This window comes from Sphingopyxis sp. MG (genome assembly GCF_002953155.1).
Lineage (GTDB): Bacteria > Pseudomonadota > Alphaproteobacteria > Sphingomonadales > Sphingomonadaceae > Sphingopyxis > Sphingopyxis granuli.
Window position 1 is genome coordinate 2,353,191 of the sequence record NZ_CP026381.1, and the last position, 15,039, is coordinate 2,368,229.

At 67.6% G+C, this 15,039-nt stretch carries 18 protein-coding genes and 1 tRNA gene; 8 read left to right on the forward strand and 11 right to left on the reverse strand.

Features of this window, described 5'->3' with window-relative positions; genetic code table 11:
- Nucleotides 1-137: 137 nt before the first annotated feature.
- Both C3E99_RS10820 and C3E99_RS10825 read left to right on the forward strand, forming a co-directional pair.
- Nucleotides 138-731, forward strand: a complete 594-nt coding sequence (locus C3E99_RS10820; protein ID WP_420894022.1) for a PadR family transcriptional regulator — start codon at nucleotides 138-140, stop codon at nucleotides 729-731.
- 11 nt (nucleotides 732-742) lie between these two features.
- Nucleotides 743-1,090: a DUF2218 domain-containing protein gene (locus tag C3E99_RS10825; RefSeq protein WP_076078030.1), complete on the forward strand. Its 348-nt coding sequence runs from the start codon at nucleotides 743-745 to the stop codon at nucleotides 1,088-1,090.
- On the opposite strand, the gene C3E99_RS10830 is transcribed toward C3E99_RS10825, so the two are convergent.
- The 4 genes from C3E99_RS10830 to C3E99_RS10845 form a co-directional block, all read right to left on the reverse strand.
- The gene (locus C3E99_RS10830; RefSeq protein WP_234002451.1) at nucleotides 1,063-3,861 is read right to left on the reverse strand and encodes a DUF3857 domain-containing protein; all 2,799 of its coding nucleotides are present in this window, start codon (nucleotides 3,859-3,861) and stop codon (nucleotides 1,063-1,065) included. The two genes, C3E99_RS10825 and C3E99_RS10830, sit on opposite strands and share 28 nt — an antisense overlap.
- Nucleotides 3,862-3,930: 69 nt before the next feature.
- The gene (locus C3E99_RS10835; protein WP_076076264.1) at nucleotides 3,931-5,334 is read right to left on the reverse strand and encodes an amino acid permease; all 1,404 of its coding nucleotides are present in this window, start codon (nucleotides 5,332-5,334) and stop codon (nucleotides 3,931-3,933) included.
- Between the two features lie 64 nt (nucleotides 5,335-5,398).
- A complete protein-coding gene (locus C3E99_RS10840; protein ID WP_076076267.1) occupies nucleotides 5,399-6,040 on the reverse strand; it encodes a YoaK family protein in 642 nt (213 codons plus the stop codon).
- A gap of 7 nt (nucleotides 6,041-6,047) precedes the next feature.
- Nucleotides 6,048-6,335, reverse strand: a complete 288-nt coding sequence (locus C3E99_RS10845) for a 4a-hydroxytetrahydrobiopterin dehydratase (RefSeq protein WP_076076270.1) — start codon at nucleotides 6,333-6,335, stop codon at nucleotides 6,048-6,050.
- 52 nt (nucleotides 6,336-6,387) lie between these two features.
- Between C3E99_RS10845 and C3E99_RS10850 the strand changes: the two genes are divergently transcribed.
- The 3 genes from C3E99_RS10850 to C3E99_RS10860 all read left to right on the forward strand — a co-directional run bounded on the left by C3E99_RS10850 (nucleotide 6,388) and on the right by C3E99_RS10860 (nucleotide 8,193).
- Nucleotides 6,388-6,816 (forward strand): metallopeptidase family protein, encoded by a 429-nt coding sequence (locus tag C3E99_RS10850; protein ID WP_067109316.1) that lies wholly within the window; start codon nucleotides 6,388-6,390, stop codon nucleotides 6,814-6,816.
- A complete protein-coding gene (gene ccmA / locus C3E99_RS10855; protein WP_076076272.1) occupies nucleotides 6,813-7,400 on the forward strand; it encodes a heme ABC exporter ATP-binding protein CcmA in 588 nt (195 codons plus the stop codon). Before C3E99_RS10850 ends, ccmA begins: the two co-directional genes overlap by 4 nt.
- Nucleotides 7,401-7,545: 145 nt before the next feature.
- A complete protein-coding gene (locus C3E99_RS10860) occupies nucleotides 7,546-8,193 on the forward strand; it encodes a heme exporter protein CcmB (RefSeq protein WP_076076275.1) in 648 nt (215 codons plus the stop codon).
- Nucleotides 8,194-8,341: 148 nt separating this feature from the next.
- On the opposite strand, the gene rplA is transcribed toward C3E99_RS10860, so the two are convergent.
- From rplA to secE, 5 genes are all read right to left on the reverse strand, one after another.
- Nucleotides 8,342-9,037: a 50S ribosomal protein L1 gene (rplA, locus tag C3E99_RS10865; protein WP_067109326.1), complete on the reverse strand. Its 696-nt coding sequence runs from the start codon at nucleotides 9,035-9,037 to the stop codon at nucleotides 8,342-8,344.
- A 4-nt stretch (nucleotides 9,038-9,041) separates the two neighbouring features.
- The gene (gene rplK, locus C3E99_RS10870; protein ID WP_067109329.1) at nucleotides 9,042-9,473 is read right to left on the reverse strand and encodes a 50S ribosomal protein L11; all 432 of its coding nucleotides are present in this window, start codon (nucleotides 9,471-9,473) and stop codon (nucleotides 9,042-9,044) included.
- A gap of 160 nt (nucleotides 9,474-9,633) precedes the next feature.
- Nucleotides 9,634-10,572: an acyl-CoA thioesterase gene (locus C3E99_RS10875; protein WP_104959780.1), complete on the reverse strand. Its 939-nt coding sequence runs from the start codon at nucleotides 10,570-10,572 to the stop codon at nucleotides 9,634-9,636.
- Nucleotides 10,573-10,656: 84 nt separating this feature from the next.
- Nucleotides 10,657-11,193, reverse strand: coding sequence for a transcription termination/antitermination protein NusG (gene nusG / locus C3E99_RS10880; protein ID WP_067109332.1), 537 nt, complete (start codon nucleotides 11,191-11,193; stop codon nucleotides 10,657-10,659).
- A gap of 38 nt (nucleotides 11,194-11,231) precedes the next feature.
- The gene (gene secE, locus C3E99_RS10885; RefSeq protein ID WP_067109334.1) at nucleotides 11,232-11,429 is read right to left on the reverse strand and encodes a preprotein translocase subunit SecE; all 198 of its coding nucleotides are present in this window, start codon (nucleotides 11,427-11,429) and stop codon (nucleotides 11,232-11,234) included.
- Between the two features lie 369 nt (nucleotides 11,430-11,798).
- On the opposite strand from secE, the gene C3E99_RS10890 reads away from it, so the two are divergent.
- Nucleotides 11,799-12,419 carry a PilZ domain-containing protein gene (locus C3E99_RS10890; protein ID WP_076076277.1) on the forward strand — a complete coding sequence of 207 codons (621 nt, stop codon included), beginning with the start codon at nucleotides 11,799-11,801 and terminating at the stop codon, nucleotides 12,417-12,419.
- Between the two features lie 64 nt (nucleotides 12,420-12,483).
- On the opposite strand, the gene C3E99_RS10895 is transcribed toward C3E99_RS10890, so the two are convergent.
- Both C3E99_RS10895 and C3E99_RS10900 read right to left on the reverse strand, forming a co-directional pair.
- Nucleotides 12,484-12,804: a DMT family transporter gene (locus C3E99_RS10895; protein ID WP_067109341.1), complete on the reverse strand. Its 321-nt coding sequence runs from the start codon at nucleotides 12,802-12,804 to the stop codon at nucleotides 12,484-12,486.
- Between the two features lie 86 nt (nucleotides 12,805-12,890).
- Nucleotides 12,891-12,966: transfer RNA gene (locus C3E99_RS10900), tRNA-Trp, on the reverse strand.
- A gap of 286 nt (nucleotides 12,967-13,252) precedes the next feature.
- Here C3E99_RS10900 and C3E99_RS10905 point away from each other — a divergent pair.
- Together C3E99_RS10905 and C3E99_RS10910 are read left to right on the forward strand one after the other, a co-directional pair.
- Nucleotides 13,253-14,185 carry a DMT family transporter gene (locus C3E99_RS10905; RefSeq protein WP_076076280.1) on the forward strand — a complete coding sequence of 311 codons (933 nt, stop codon included), beginning with the start codon at nucleotides 13,253-13,255 and terminating at the stop codon, nucleotides 14,183-14,185.
- A complete protein-coding gene (locus C3E99_RS10910) occupies nucleotides 14,182-14,799 on the forward strand; it encodes a glutathione S-transferase family protein (protein ID WP_067109348.1) in 618 nt (205 codons plus the stop codon). Before C3E99_RS10905 ends, C3E99_RS10910 begins: the two co-directional genes overlap by 4 nt.
- Nucleotides 14,800-15,039: the final 240 nt, after the last annotated feature.

Sequence of the window (15,039 nt, forward strand, 5' to 3'; positions counted from 1 at the left end):
CCTGCGGGAGGGGAGTCAGATCTCAGCGGCCGCATTCAAAATGACCCGGCGCCACATGAAACTCATCATTCGCCCTTGCCAAAATCTATTTAAGATATATCTTAGAAACATCTTGAAACACATAAAGGAAAGATATCATGCATTTTCATCGACATAAGGACGGCTGCGGCAAACGGCACGGCATGCATCGCGGCGGACGCGGCTTCGGCCATGGGTTCGGTCCGGGCTTCGGCGGCCGGCGCGGCCATGACGACGGCGCGCGCGGTCCGCGTCGCCGCATGTTCGACAGCGGCGAACTGCGGCTCGTGCTGTTGAAGCTGATCGCCGACGAACCGCGCCACGGTTACGACTTGATCCGCCGGATCGAGGAACTGACCGGCGGCACCTATGCGCCGAGCCCGGGCGTCGTCTATCCCACCCTTACCCTGCTCGACGACATGGGGCAGATCGAGGCGCAGCAGAGCGAAGGCGCGAAGAAGCTGTTCGCGATCACCGCCGCCGGCGAAGAGGAACTGGCGGCGAACCGCGAGCTCGTCGAAGCGCTGATCGCGCGCCTTGCCGCGATCGGCGAGGAGCAGCAGCGCACCGACAGCGCGTCGGTCCGCCGCGCGATGGGCAACCTGCGCGCGGTGCTCGTCAACCGGCTGCGTTCGCGCGACCTCGACGAGGCGACGGTGCACCAGGTCGTCGCGCTGATCGACGAGGCGGCGCAGAAGATCGAGCGGCTGTGACGGAGGAAGCGATGAGCGCCGCCACCGCCACGGTGCCGACCGGCCACGCCAGCCGATACCTCCAGCAGTTATGCAAGCATTGGCAGCATAATCTGGCGGTCGAGTTCACCCCCGATCGCGGAACGGTCGTGTTCCCGCGCGATGTGCGCGGGGCCGACTGGCCCGGCGACGCGCGCGTCACCTTCGACGCCACCGCCGCCGCGCTGACCGTCCGCATCGACGCCAGCAGCGCCGAGCATCTCGAAGCGCTGAAAGAGGTGGTCGCCTGCCACCTCGACCGCTTCGCCTTTCGCGAGGCGCCGCTGGCCTTCGACTGGCGCGCGCCCGAAGATCAGGGTTTCAGGCCGAACCGCGCGTAATCGCGTTCGAGCGCGGGGGACAGCTGGCGGGCAACCGCCAGGTCGGCCGCCGCTCGCTCGCCATGGCCCAGCCGCTTGTTGACGATCGCACGCAGCAGGCGGCTGGAGGCGAGCGCCGGAATTTGCGACAGCGCCGCATCGAGGTCGCGCAGCGCATCCTCGTCGCGGCCGAGCCGCATCCACACGAGCGCGCGGCTGTCGAGGATGTTCGCCGTGCTCTCGCTCAGCTCGATCGCCGAGGTGCAGTCCTTGAGCGCAGTGTCGATCGCGACGTTGCGCGTCGCCTTCACCCAGCAGCGCGCGTTGAGCAGCGCCGGCGAGCCCGGCTTCTCCCCGATCAGCGCGTCGAACGCGTCGATGGCGGCCTGCGCTTCACCGAACTCGCCGACCATCGCCGCCTTGGCGAAGCGGAAATCGTCGCGCGCCTTGCCGCCCAGCGCGATACGCTCGTCGAGCAGCCGCGCCGCCCGGTCGACATCGCCCTGCGCGGCGACCAGCCACGCCAGCGACGATATCGCGGACGCCGACGATGGGTCGAGCTTGCGCGCCTCCTCAGCGTCGGCGATCGCGCCCGTGCTGTTGCCCAGCTCCTTGCGGACCGCCGACCGCTCCAGATAGGCATCGACCGAAGGAAGCAGCGCGATCTGCCGCGTGAGCATCGCCTCGGCCGCCTTGAAATCGCCGATGCCGCGCTGGAACGACGTGGCGCTGGTCAGCGCGGTGATATTCTCCTCGTCCGCCTTGGCGGCATTGGCCGCATAGATCGCCTTGATCGCGTCGAGCTGCGACGTCGAAGCCGCCCCGGCGAGGTTCCAGCGACGGCGCGCGTCCTCGGGCGCGATCATCCGCGGCGCCTGCCCCAGCATCGTCGCGACCCGGTCGCGCTCTCCCGCGACCTGCGCCGCCGGAATCTCGATGCCGGAGGTCGCCAGCGTCTCGTCGACGGTGACGATGCCGTCGGCCAGCGTCACCGATCGCTGCACCTCATATCCGCCATAGCGGCCGTCGAGCGCCCCTTCGCCTTCGATCCGATACCCGCGCCCACCGTCGGGCAGACGGATGCGAAGGCGGTAACGGGCGCGATCGGGACCCGGCGTCGCCACGGGAATCTCGGCCCAGGCGGCGCGCGCGCGGTCGGGCGCGAACGCCACGATATCGGGAATGCGCGCCAGCCAGCGCTCGGTGCGCTTGTCGACGCGATCCCAGGCGCTGCCGAACACGCCGCGGGCGCGGATCGAGACGCTGCCGTCCTCGACCGCCGGCGTTACGGTCACATCTTCGAACTGGGCTTCGCCGACATATTCCTGCAGCAGGCGCTGGGTCAGGTCGCGGCTCTCCTTCGCGCCGAGTTGCGACGAGGCCAGCGTGAGCAGGCTCGCAAGCTGGCCGCGCAGCGTCATGTCGACCGTCATCACCGACGGCAGGTCAACGCTGGTACTTTCGTCGGCGTCGAGGGCGAGATCGACGATCGGCCGCGCCGGCGGGCGCGCGTCGATCCGCTCCAGTTCCGCGCCGGCCGCCCGCACCGGCAGCACATGACCGAAAGGCGGCGGGTCGCCGAGGTCGGGCAGCCTGGTGCCGAGCGCCGTGCCGTCCAGCCACAGCGCCCTACCCCCGACATGCGCCCGCACGAGGATATGGTTGAACGCGAGCACGCTCGGAATCCGCGAAGGGATCGCGTCGCCGAGCTGGGCATGCGCCATCACCGGCTCCGCGTCGATCTCCATCGCGTGCAGCATGGCGAGCAACAGCAGGGTCTTGGCCTTGCAGTCGCCATAGCGCGCATCCCACGTTTTCGCGGGGGTCTGCGGTACATAATTGCCACCGTCCATGCCGACCGCCAGATAGCGGACCTTGTCCTGCACCAGTTGCAGCGCCATCGCCGTCCGGCGCAGCGGATCGTCGGTCGCCGCCATGATCCGTTCCACCTCGGCCGCGATCGGGCTGCCGTCGGCGATCGTCCCCTCGGTCGCATAGAGCGGCGCCATCACCTTCGACACATCGTCCCAGCCGGTAAAGGTCGAGGCCTCGACCATCGGCGGCCGGCGATAGCGGATCGGCGCATCGTCGGGCATCTCGGGCTGCTTCGCCAGCGGCAGCGCGATCGGCAACTCCATGAAATCGCCGTTGCGCCGCGGCGCGGCGTCGACGCCGCCGGTCAGCGCCTGCCACTTGAGCGGCTCGTCCTTGCGCCACGACAGGCGATAGGACGCCGACGCGACGCGAACCGGTTCGGCGAGCAGCGGGACGGCGAGCTGGCTGCGCCCGCCGAGCGCCGCATCCTTGCTCGTCGTCGACATGCGCAGCCGCAGCGTGTCGCCGACGCGCAGCCCCTCGACCGCCAGCGCCGCCGACAGGATGCCGGTCAGTTCGCGCTGCTCGAGCGCCTGTTCGCGGCGCAGCACGGTGAATTTCTGCCCGTTGGCGAGCGCGTCGATCTCTGTCCCGTCGCGGAGGATGACGAGCTGGTGGATGATCAGGTCGCCCTTGTCGGGCGACCAGGGCAGCACGATGTTGCTGCTTTGCGACAGTTCCTCGGGCGTGCCGATCTTCACCGCCGTGTCGCTGAATGCCCAGACGGTGGGCCCGTCGACGCGCTGCTGGATGTCGAGGACAAGCAACCCGTTCGGCGCGCTCGCCATATCGGGCAGCTTGACGGGCGTCACCCACTCGGGCGCCGGCCGGTAAAGCGGTTCCTCGCCCGCCGATGCCGCGCCCGCCGGCAGCGCCGCCGCCGCCACGACCAGCATCCGCCCCCAACACCGCATCATTACCTCCCCCCGTGTGGATACCATGCCCTCGACCGCATGGGCGCCCCGCCCGATGCGGCCGGACCGACCTCAGCCTGCTGTCGCCGCCAGCGCGCGCTTGCGCGCATAGAGGAAATAGACGGCGAGACCCGCCGCATTCCACACGCAGAACCAGATCTGCGTATTCACCGGCAGGCTGAAGAAGAGATAGACGCAGCCGAGCATCGCGACGATGCCGACCACCCACGGCATCGGCGCGCGGAAGGTGCGCGGCGCATCGGGCGCGCGGCGGCGCATGATGAGCATGCACAGCGAGACGGCGGTGAAAGCGGCGAGCGTCCCCGCGTTGGCGAGCGCGGCCAGTTCGCCGAGCGGGATGAAGCCCGCCAGCACCGCGACGACGAGCGCAGTGAAGATGGTGATGCGCACCGGCGTCCCGCGTCCCGACAGCTTCGCCAGCCCTTCGGGAAGCAGGCCGTCGCGCGCCATGGTGAAGAAGATGCGGCTCTGGCCATAGAAAAAGGCCAGGATCACCGTCGGCAGCGCGATCACCGCCGAAATAGCGAGATAATGCGCGGCGAGCGGCTGCCCGAGCTCGCGCAGGATCAGCGCCAGCGGTTCGGGGCTGTTCGCGAAGCGGCCATAGGCGACCGCACCCACCGCGGCGACGGCCACGGCGATATAGATGGCGACGCAGGCGATCATCGACCCGACGATCCCGATCTTCAGGTCGCGGTCGGGGTTCTTGGTCTCCTCGGCCGCCGTCGCGATGGCGTCGAAGCCGTAGAAGGCGAAGAAGATGATCGCCGCGGCCGCCATCACCCCGCGCTCGACGCCGTCGGGGCCCATGTGCTTGGCGAAGCCATAGGGGCTGAACGGCTCCAGGTTCGCGGCATCGAAGGCAGGCAGCGCGACCGCGACGAACACGGCGAGCGCCGCGATCTTGACGAGCACGAGGATCGCGTTGACCGTTGCGCTTTCGCGCGTGCCGTACAGCAGCATCCCGGCGACGAGGGCGATGATCGCGATCGCCGGCAGGTTGACGATGCCGCCCAGTTCGGGGCCCTGCATCAACGCCATCGGCATGCCCGCCCAGGATTGCAGCAGCGGCGCGGCATAGCCCGACCAGCCGACCGCGACCGCGCTGACCACCAGCGAATATTCGAGGATCAGGCTCCACCCGACGATCCAGGCGATCAATTCGCCGATCACGACATAGCTGTAGGTATAGGCGCTTCCCGATGCCGGGATCATCGTCGCCATCTCGGCATAGGCGAGCGCGGCGCAGGCGCAGATGATGCCCGCGACAGCAAAGGACAGGATCACCGCCGGTCCGGCCTTGTCGGCGCCGACCCCGATCAGCGTCAATATGCCCGTGCCGACGATCGCCCCGACGCCCAGCGCCACCAGGTGCGGCCAGCTCAGCGTGCGCACCAGTTGATCGCCCCGCCCCTCCGTCTCGATTACTTTGCGGCGCAGCAGGCTGTCGGACATGCGTTGTTCCCCTCTCTGGTTTGCGGTCTTGTGGAGCGGCGGCGCGGCGAAGGCAAGCGCCGCTTCACCGCGCCTGGCGATCGATCGCCGCGGCGCGCAGCGTCAGCGCGGCGGCAAGTCCGATCGCGGCGCCATAGGCGAGCACGCCCCACTGGATGACCGCGACCGCGCCCAGGATCGCGCCGCCGGTCAGCCCGGCCCACAGCGCCAGATGCGGCCACCAGCGCGCGTCGCCTTCGCCGCGCAGCCGGTTGGCGAGCTTGTAGCCGGTCTGGACGAGCGTGCCGGTCATATAGGTGACGCCGACCACCGCGCCGTCGCGCCCGCGGAACGCCGCGTTGACCACTCCCATGGCGAGCGTCAGGCACAGGACCGCGGGCCAGACCGCATCGACCGCGCGCAGCCCCGCGGCGGCGCACAGCAGCAGCGTCGCGCACGACAGCACCGCGGGCGTCCGAACGCGGCGATACTGTTCGGCGACGAGCGAACCGGCGACGACGCCGGCCACGAAGGTCGCGATCAGGCCGCCGGCGATCGCCGCGCCGCGCGTCCCCTCCGCGACCCCGACCGCGAAGCGCGTCGAGTTGCCCGTCATGAAGGAGACGAAGAAGCCGGCGGTCTCGACGAAGCCGATGGCGTCGACGAAGCCCGCCAGCGCCGCCACCCCGATTGCCAGTGTCTGATAAGCGCGGTCGAAGCGGATCATCGGCGCGTCAAAGCAAGGCCTCGATCGCCTCGGCCAGCCGGGCGTCGCGCTCCGACAGGCCGTTCGCGTCGTGCGTCGTCAGCAATATGTCGACGCGGTTGTAGACGTTCGACCATTCGGGATGATGATCCATCTTCTCCGCGACGATCGCGACGCTGGTCATGAAGCCGAATGCCTGCGCGAAATCGACGAACAGGAACCGCCGCACGATCGCATCGCGGTCGGGTTCATGCCGCCAGTCGGGAAAGCGGGCGAGCAGCGCGGCGCGCGCCGCATCGTCGAGTTTCTGGACCACCTGTTCTTCTCCCGCTGGTCAAGGCCGCGCGCCCGCCATAAGGAAGGGCGCGATGACCGACAAGACCGTCCTTTCCGACCTGCCCGCTGGCTGGACCGGCGGCGCGCCCGACGCCGACGCCTTTCATGCGATGGCGCAGGCGGCGCTGGCGACGCTGCCCGACGTTTTTCTGCAGCACATCCGCGACGTGGTGATCGCGATCGAGGAATTCGCCGACGATGCGACGCTCGCCTCGCTCGACATCGAGCATCCCTATGATCTGACCGGCCTGTACGAAGGCCGCCCGCTCACCGAACGCAGCATCGACCACAGCGGCGGCATGCCCGACCGCGTGACGCTCTATCGTATCCCGATCCTCGTCGAATGGATCGAGGGGGGCGAACGGCTCGACTGGCTGGTGCGCCATGTGCTGATCCACGAGATCGGCCATCATTTCGGCTTTTCAGACGACGATATGCACGCGCTGGAAGACATGGCGTGACAGACGCGCTGCTGCGCCTCGACGGCGTCGCCTGCATCCGCGGCGACCGGCTGCTGTTCGAGGGGCTGTCGCTGACGCTGGCACGCGGCGAGGCGCTGTGGCTGCGCGGTCCGAACGGCGCGGGCAAGTCCAGCCTGATCCGCCTCGCCGCCGGGCTGCTGCGCCCCGCCGCCGGAACCGTGGAGCGCCATGAACGCATCGCGCTGATCGATGAGGCGACGGCGCTCGACGCCGAACTGCCGCTGCGCCGCACGCTCGACGTCTGGGCGCGGATCGACGGCATCGACGGACCGATGGTGGCGCGCGCGATGGAGGCGATGGCGCTCGCCCCGCTCGCCGAAGTGCCGGTGGCGATGCTGTCGACCGGCCAGCGCAAGCGCGCCGCGATGGCGCGCGTGATCATGAGCGCGGCGCCGGTCTGGCTGCTCGACGAACCTGCGAACGGCATGGACGACACGGCGCGGGCGCGGCTCGTCGCGGCCATCGCCGCGCACCGCGCGAACGGCGGCGCGGTGCTGCTGGCGTCGCATTTCGCGCTTGGGATCGAAGGCATGGCGGAACTCGACTTGGGAGCGCTGGCATGATCCCCGATCAACCCCACCCCCGTTCCGTTCGCCCTGAGCTTGTCGAAGGGCCGTTCTTTCCTTTACCCTCGAAAGAAGGAAGAACGGTGCTTCGACAAGCTCAGCACAAGCGGATTTGGGGCGGCAATGCCACGGGAAAGGACCGATGACCGCCCTCCTCACCCTGTTCTGGCGCGACCTGCGCCGCGCGTGGGGCAGCGGCGCGCTGTGGCTGCCGGTGATCTTCTTCCTGCTCGTCGCGACCGCCTTTCCCTTCGCGGTCGGTCCCGATGCGCCGCTGCTCGCGCGCACCGGCGGCGGCATGGTCTGGGTCGCGGCGCTGCTCGCCGCGCTGCTCCCCATCGACCGCCTCGTCCGTCCCGACCGCGAGGCGGGCGTGCTCGACCAGCTTGCGGTGCGCGGCTTCGCCGACGAGATCATCGCTGCGATCAAGATCGCCGCCCACGCCATCGGCTTCGGCCTGCCGCTGCTGATCGCGCTGCTCCCCGCGGCGGCGCTGCTGGCGCAGGACGGCGCGCGCGTCGAGACACTGGCGACCGGCCTCGCCATCGCCATCCCCGCCCTCGCCTCGCTCGCGGTACTGAGCGCGGCGCTCACGGCGGGGCTGAAAGGCGGCAATGCGATCGGCGGCCTGCTGGTGCTGCCGCTGGCGGTGCCGCTGCTGATCTTCGGCGCCGGGATGCTCGACCCCGCCGGGCGCGGCGCCGTGAAACTGCTCGCCGCGTCGAGCTTGCTGCTGACGGTGATCGGCCCGTTTGCGGCAGGGGCGGCGCTGAGGGGGCTCCGGGAATAAGGGGAGGTCCAGAAGCGGGACCGGGCCTATCCTTCATCGTCATCCCGGATCAAATCCGGGATGACGAGAGGAAGATCGACATACGCATTTCCCAAAAGAAAAGGGCCGGAGTTTCCCCCGGCCCTTCCCCAAATCTTGGTGGTGCGGATCAGGCGCCGATTTCGGCGACGTCGATCTTCACGCCCGGACCCATCGACGACGACAGCGCGATCTTACGGACATATTTGCCCTTCGCGCCGGCCGGCTTCGCCTTGACGATCGCATCGACGAAGGCGTCGAAGTTCTGGCGCAGCTTGTCCTCGCCGAACGACAGCTTGCCGAGGCCGGCGTGGATGATCCCCGCCTTTTCGACGCGGAACTCGATCTGACCGCCCTTGGCCGCCTTCACGGCTTCGGCGACGTTCGGGGTGACGGTGCCCAGCTTCGGATTCGGCATCAGGCCCTTCGGACCCAGCGTCTTGCCGAGACGGCCGACGATGCCCATCATGTCCGGCGTCGCGATGACGCGGCCATAGTCGAGGTTACCCGCGAGCATGTCTTCCATCAGGTCCTCTGCCCCGACCTTGTCGGCGCCGGCGGCGAGCGCCTTTTCGGCATTGTCGCCGCGCGCGAAGACCGCGACCTTGACGTCCTTGCCGGTACCGGCGGGCAGCGTGACGACGCCGCGCACCATCTGGTCGGCGTGACGCGGGTCGACGCCCAGGTTCATCGCGATCTCGAGCGTTTCGTCGAACTTCGCCGAGGCGAGCTCGCGCACCGTCTTCAGCGCGTCATCGACGCTGTGCAGCTTCGTCGCGTCGACCTTGCCCTCGAGCGCCTTCTGCTTCTTGGTCAGCTTTGCCATCGGTTCAGCCCTCCGTCACTTCGAGGCCCATCGAGCGGGCGCTGCCTTCGATGATCTTCGTCGCCTGTTCAATGTCGTTGGCGTTCAGATCCTTCATCTTCAGCTCGGCGATCTCGGCGAGCTTCGAGCGGGCGATCTTGCCGGCGACGAGCTTGCCGGGTTCCTTCGAGCCCGACTTGAGGTTCGCGGCCTTCTTGATGAGGTAGGTCGCCGGGGGCGTCTTGGTGACGAAGGTGAAGCTCTTGTCGGCGAAGACGGTGATGATCGTCGGGGTCGGCTGACCCTTTTCGAGCCCGTCGGTCGCGGCGTTGAACGCCTTGCAGAACTCCATGATGTTGACGCCGCGCTGACCCAGCGCCGGCCCGAGCGGCGGCGAGGGGTTCGCGGTCCCCGCCGGAACCTGCAGCTTGATATAGCCGCTGATCTTCTTGGCCATGATGGCCTCCTTTCTTTCTGTCGGCGCGCCGCGGACGGCGAACCTCAAAATAAGCGGTCGAACGGAAGGGCATCACCCCTCCTCCCGCGCGGATTCGCGCCCGTATCTGACACGAAGCGGCGCGCTTAGGCGCAAATGCCGCCGAAAACAAGCCCGATCGTCACCCCTGCGGGCGGTAGCGAACCAGTCCTTCCTGCGCCGCGTGCGCGATCAGCGTGCCGTCCTGACGATAGATCGCCCCGCGGCACAGCCCACGGTCACCGCCCGTCCACGGACTGTCCATCACGAAGACGAACCATTCGTCGACCCGGATGTCGCCGTGGAACCACATCGCGTGGTCGAGGCTGGTCGACACCATCCCCGGCGTCCAGAAGCTCACGCCGTGCGGCAGCATCGCGGTGGACAACAGCCCCATGTCGGAGGCGAAAGCGAGGAAGCCGCGATGGACGAGCGGATCGTCACCGATCGGCGCGGCAACGCGAAACCACTGATAATGCTGCGTCGCCTGCGCCGAGGCAGGCGGACGATAGCTGCGGATCTCGAACGGCCGGCGCCGCGACATGTGGGCGAGGTGGCGTTCCGAGATGTCGGGATCGGCGGCGACGAAATCGGTGAAGTCCCAGCACTGCTCGGGCGGCAGCAGATCGGGCATCGGCACCTGGTGCGCCAGCCCCTCGGCGGGGAACTGGAAGGAGGCGGTCAGGTTGAAGATGACCCTGCCGTCCTGCCGCACGACGACGCGGCGGTTCGAGAAGCTGCGCCCGTCGAAATCGCGGTGGATGCGGAAATGCAGCGGCTTCGTCTCATCGCCGCCGCGCAGGAAATAGGCGTGGAGCGAATGGATCTGCTTGCCCGTTTCGACCGTGCGCGCCGCCGCGACCATCGCCTGCGCGATCACCTGCCCGCCGAAGATGCGGTCGCGCGCGGTGGTGGGCAGTGCCGGAAAGGTGAACTCGTCCTCGACCCCAGGAACGGGATCGAGGTCGAACAGGCGCATGACGGCACCGACGACCGTCTCGGCCGAAACGCCGGCGTTGATCTCGCGCGCGCGGGCGATGCGCGCCTGAAGCTCGGAAGGAGAGAGGGATGTCACGGTCATGCCCCTTTTCGTCATCCCGGCGAAAGCCGGGATCGCTTGCGTTGCCGCAATCGCCAACGGCCCCGGCCTCGGCCGGGACGACGCTTACTTCATCCGTTCGACCTGCTCGAAATCGAGCTCGACCGGGGTCGCGCGGCCAAAGATCGACACGCTGACCTTGACCCGCGCCTTGTCGAAATCGAGCTCCTCGACGACGCCGTTGAAGCTCGCGAACGGGCCTTCGAGCACCTTGACCTGATCGCCGATCTCGTAATCGACGCGCACCTCGGTCTTGGGCCGCGCCGCGGCTTCTTCCTTGCTGTTCAGGATGCGCGCCGCCTCGGCCTCGCTGATCGGCTGCGGCTTGCCCGACGAGCCGAGGAAGCCGGTGACCTTCGGCGTGTTCTTGACGAGGTGATAGACGTCGTCGGTCATCGTCAGCTTGGCGAGCACATAGCCGGGAAAGAATTTGCGCTCGGCCTGCACCTTCTTGCCGCGTTTCACCTCGGTGACGGTCTCGACGGGCACCTCGACCGCCTCGACGAAATCGCCGAGCCCCATGCGCTCGGCTTCCGCGAGCACCGAATCGCGGACCTTGTTCTCAAAGCCCGAATAGGCGTGAATGATGTACCAGCGCGCCATGATGCGTGTCCTGTCCCCGAAATCCGAAAAAGCGCGGCTCAGCGCGCGAGCGACGTCAGCCAGCTAACGATGAACTGAAAAACTGAATCGATGCCCAGAAAGAAGAAGCACAGGATCACCGTCATGATCAGCACCATGATCGTCGTCCGCACCGTCTCGCTGCCGGTCGGCCACACGATCTTGCGGGCTTCGGCGCGCACCTGATTGAGGAATTCGGCCGGGCTGTTCTTGGCCATGTCGATCGTCCTGTCCTTCAAATTCCGTGGTCCGGGTCAGATGGGTTGCCGCCCGCTACGCGTCAAGCGCGCTTTCGGGCACCACTCCGCCCACCCTCCCCGACAGGTCGGCGAAAGGCGGATGGAAAACGGCGCATCTGTCCGAATGGGCGGCCTTTACCCGCGCGCCCCGTCCTTGGCAAGTGTGCCCGTGACCGCCGAAGATTACGGCCGGCCCGTCGGACAAAATACACAATCCCTAATAATATATTAATAAATATTTTTCAGGAACAATATATATCGACTGAACTGCCTTAATATTCTATGGTTTCTCCGTAAACGCATAGGTCCCCAAGCGCTCTTTCGGGTCGCCATGAAGAGGAAAAGCCTATGACCATGTCTCGCGCTCCCACGCCGCGGCCTGCGGATGCGAGTGCCCCCATCGAGGACCGCCGCGGCGGAAATCGTCATTGTACCGTGTTCCGCATCGCGAAGATCGCGCGCGAAGGCGACGCGGGCTTGTGGCGCGTGCGCAATATCTCCGACAGCGGCATGATGCTGGCGACCGGCGTCGCCGTGGAAACTGGCGAGCGGCTGGAAATCGCGCTATCCGAAGAGGTGGTGCTGACCGGCGAGGTCGTCTGGGCGCGCGAGGGGCGCTGCGGCGTCGCCTTCGACGCGCCCGTCAATGCGCTCGACATCCTGCGCCAGCTGGCCGCAGAGCGGCAGTCGGGCGAATATCGCCCGCCGCGCCTGCCCGTCCAGGGCCGCGCGCTCGCGGTGACCGACGATGGCGAGTTTCCGGTCGAGATCGAGAATCTGTCACAGAACGGCGCCGGCATCATCCACGACGGCCGGCTCGAAGCCGGCACCGAACTGACGCTGGCGCTGGGCGAGGACGTCCGCCGGCGCGGCATCGTCCGCTGGTCGCGCAAGAATCGCGCCGGCATCTGGTTCGCCTCGCCGCTCGGCGGCGCCGACCTCGAAAGCATCCGCCGCTTCGAATCCTGAAGCGCCTACCGCCTGGCCGGACCATAGGGGCCAGGCGCCTTCGCTTTCCACGTCACCAACGCCTTCAGACGGGGGACGCCAGCTTCATCAGCAGCAGGCCGCAGACGATCAGCACCGCGGCCGCAATCCGCATCGCGCTCATCGCCTCGCCGAGCACGACAACGCCAACCACGAACGCGCCGACGGCACCGATTCCCGTCCAGATCATATAGGCGGTTCCCAGCGGCAGCGCCTTCATCGACAACGACAGCAGGCCGAAACTGGCCGTCATCGCGACCAGCGTGACGAGCGACGGACCCAATCGGGTGAAACCGTCGGATTGCTTCATCGAAAAAGCCCAGACGATTTCGAGTATGCCGGCAATCGCAAGATAGACCCAGGCCATGGGGCAGCCTCCTTCAACAGGCTGCCGGGCCGTCCCGGACATGAAACCCGCACGGGGCGGGCGAGGACGTGGCCTCTTTGGCGGCCTGGCAGGGGCAGCAGGATTCGAACCCGCGACCCTCGGTTTTGGAGACCGATGCTCTACCAGCTGAGCTATACCCCTAGGCCGGACAGCGCCCTTAGCCGCAACGGGCAGGAGTGCGCAAGGGGATTGCGAGTGCAGGTTGCGCATCCCATTTGAAACGGCTGCCCCTCCCGCAGGTGGGCGGGCAATGAGGCTTACTGATTAGCCGCAGCGAGATGCGCAAAAGCGCAACGCCGCCGGCCCACCCCCGGCTCTTCCTGCCTGCGGGATGGGGAAAATGATAATCGCGTGCAATTGCCCGAGGGCGCGGCCATGCCGATGCATAGCTTGCAAAGCACCCCCGGGCTGATATGCGCGGACCCGCATGACCGCCGCCCACCCCTTCGACGTTCCGCAGCATTATCTCGGCGGCATCGCGCTCCGCCTTCTCGCCATGCTCAGCCTGTCGCTGATGTTCGTGCTGGTGAAGCTGATCGACGCGGCGGGCATCCATATCGTCGAAAGCCTGTTCTGGCGGCAGGCGATCGTCCTGCCGATGCTCGTCGCCTGGGCGATGACGCACGGCGGGCTGTCGCTCTATCGCACCAGCCGGCTGGGCACCCACGCCCGCCGCGCGATGATGGGGCTGACGGGGATGGCGCTCAATTTCGGGGGCATGATCTTCCTGCCGATGGCGGAGGCGACGACGATCAACCTGTCGGTGCCGATCTTCGCGGTGATCTTTGCCGCGATCTTCCTGGGCGAACGCACCGGCTGGCAGCGGGGAAGCGCGGTGATCATCGGCTTCCTCGGCGTCCTCGTCGTGCTCAACCCGACCACCGTCGTGTCGAGCGGCTTTGCCGGCGAGCATGGCATGGGCACGCTGATCGCGCTGGCGGGCGCGATCATGACCGCGCTCATCACGATCCAGGTCCGCGACCTAGCGCGCACCGAAAGCCCGATGGCGATCGTCTTCTGGTTCAGCCTGATCTCGCTGGTGCCGCTGGGGCTCGCCCTGCCCTTCGTGATGACCGCGCACAGCCCCGCCGAATGGGCGCTGCTCGCGGGGCTCGGCGTGCTCGGCGCGGTGGTGCAGATGGCGCTGACCGGCGCGTTGCGGCTCGCCCCCGTCGCGGTGGTGATGCCGATGGATTATTCGAGCCTGCTCTGGTCGATCGCCTGCGGCTGGTATTTCTTCGGTACGCTGCCCGCCGACACGACCTGGGTCGGCGCACCGCTGATCATCGCGAGCGGCCTGTTCATCGCCTGGCGCGAGCATCGCCTCCATATCGAGCGGCAGAAGGATATCACCGCATGACGCGACCGATCCTCTATCACTGCGCCGACGCGCGGTCACTGCGCTGCCTGTGGGCGGCCGAGGAAGCGGGGATGGCCATCGATCTTCGCCTGCTGCCCTTCCCGCCGCGCGCCTTCGCGCCCGACTATCGCGCGGTGAACCCGCTGATGACGGTGCCGGGCTGGGTCGAGGACGGGCGGCTGATGACCGAATCGGCCGCGATCTGCGAGCGCATCGCCGAAGGCACGCCGCTGGAGGTGCGCCGCGAAGAGGGGGATTACTGGGCGTGGCGCAACTGGCTGCACCGCAGCGACGCGACGCTGACCTTTCCGCTTGCGATTATGATCCGCTACACGCGCGTCGAGCCGCCCGAGCGGCGGCTGGCGCAGGCAGTCGCCGACTACAAGGCCTTCTTCGGAGGGCGCGCGCGGAGCATCGAGGCGGCGCTGTCCGACGGCCGCGACTGGCTGGTCGCCGGACGTTTCACCATCGCCGACATCGCGATCGGCTATGCCGCCTTCCTCGCCACCACGCTGGGCGCCGACGACGTGCTGGGCGAAGCGACGACCGCCTGGCTCGCACGCTGCACGGCGCGCGACGGGTTCCGGCGCGCACGCGAACGCCAGAAGGGGTAAGCGCGTCCGTCGCGGGGGGCGATCGGGCGTCATCCTGCGCTTATCCAATTCGTCATTGCGAGCGGAGCGAAGCAATCCAGAGCGGTTTGCGCACACTCTGGATTGCCGCGTCGCTTCGCTCCTCGCGGGTGACGATTTCAACTCATGTTATCATGCTCTAAATCTGAACCGTTTGCCCTGAGCTTGTCGAAGGGCCGTTCTTTCTTTCCATCCATGCAGAGAAGGACGGTGCTTCGACAA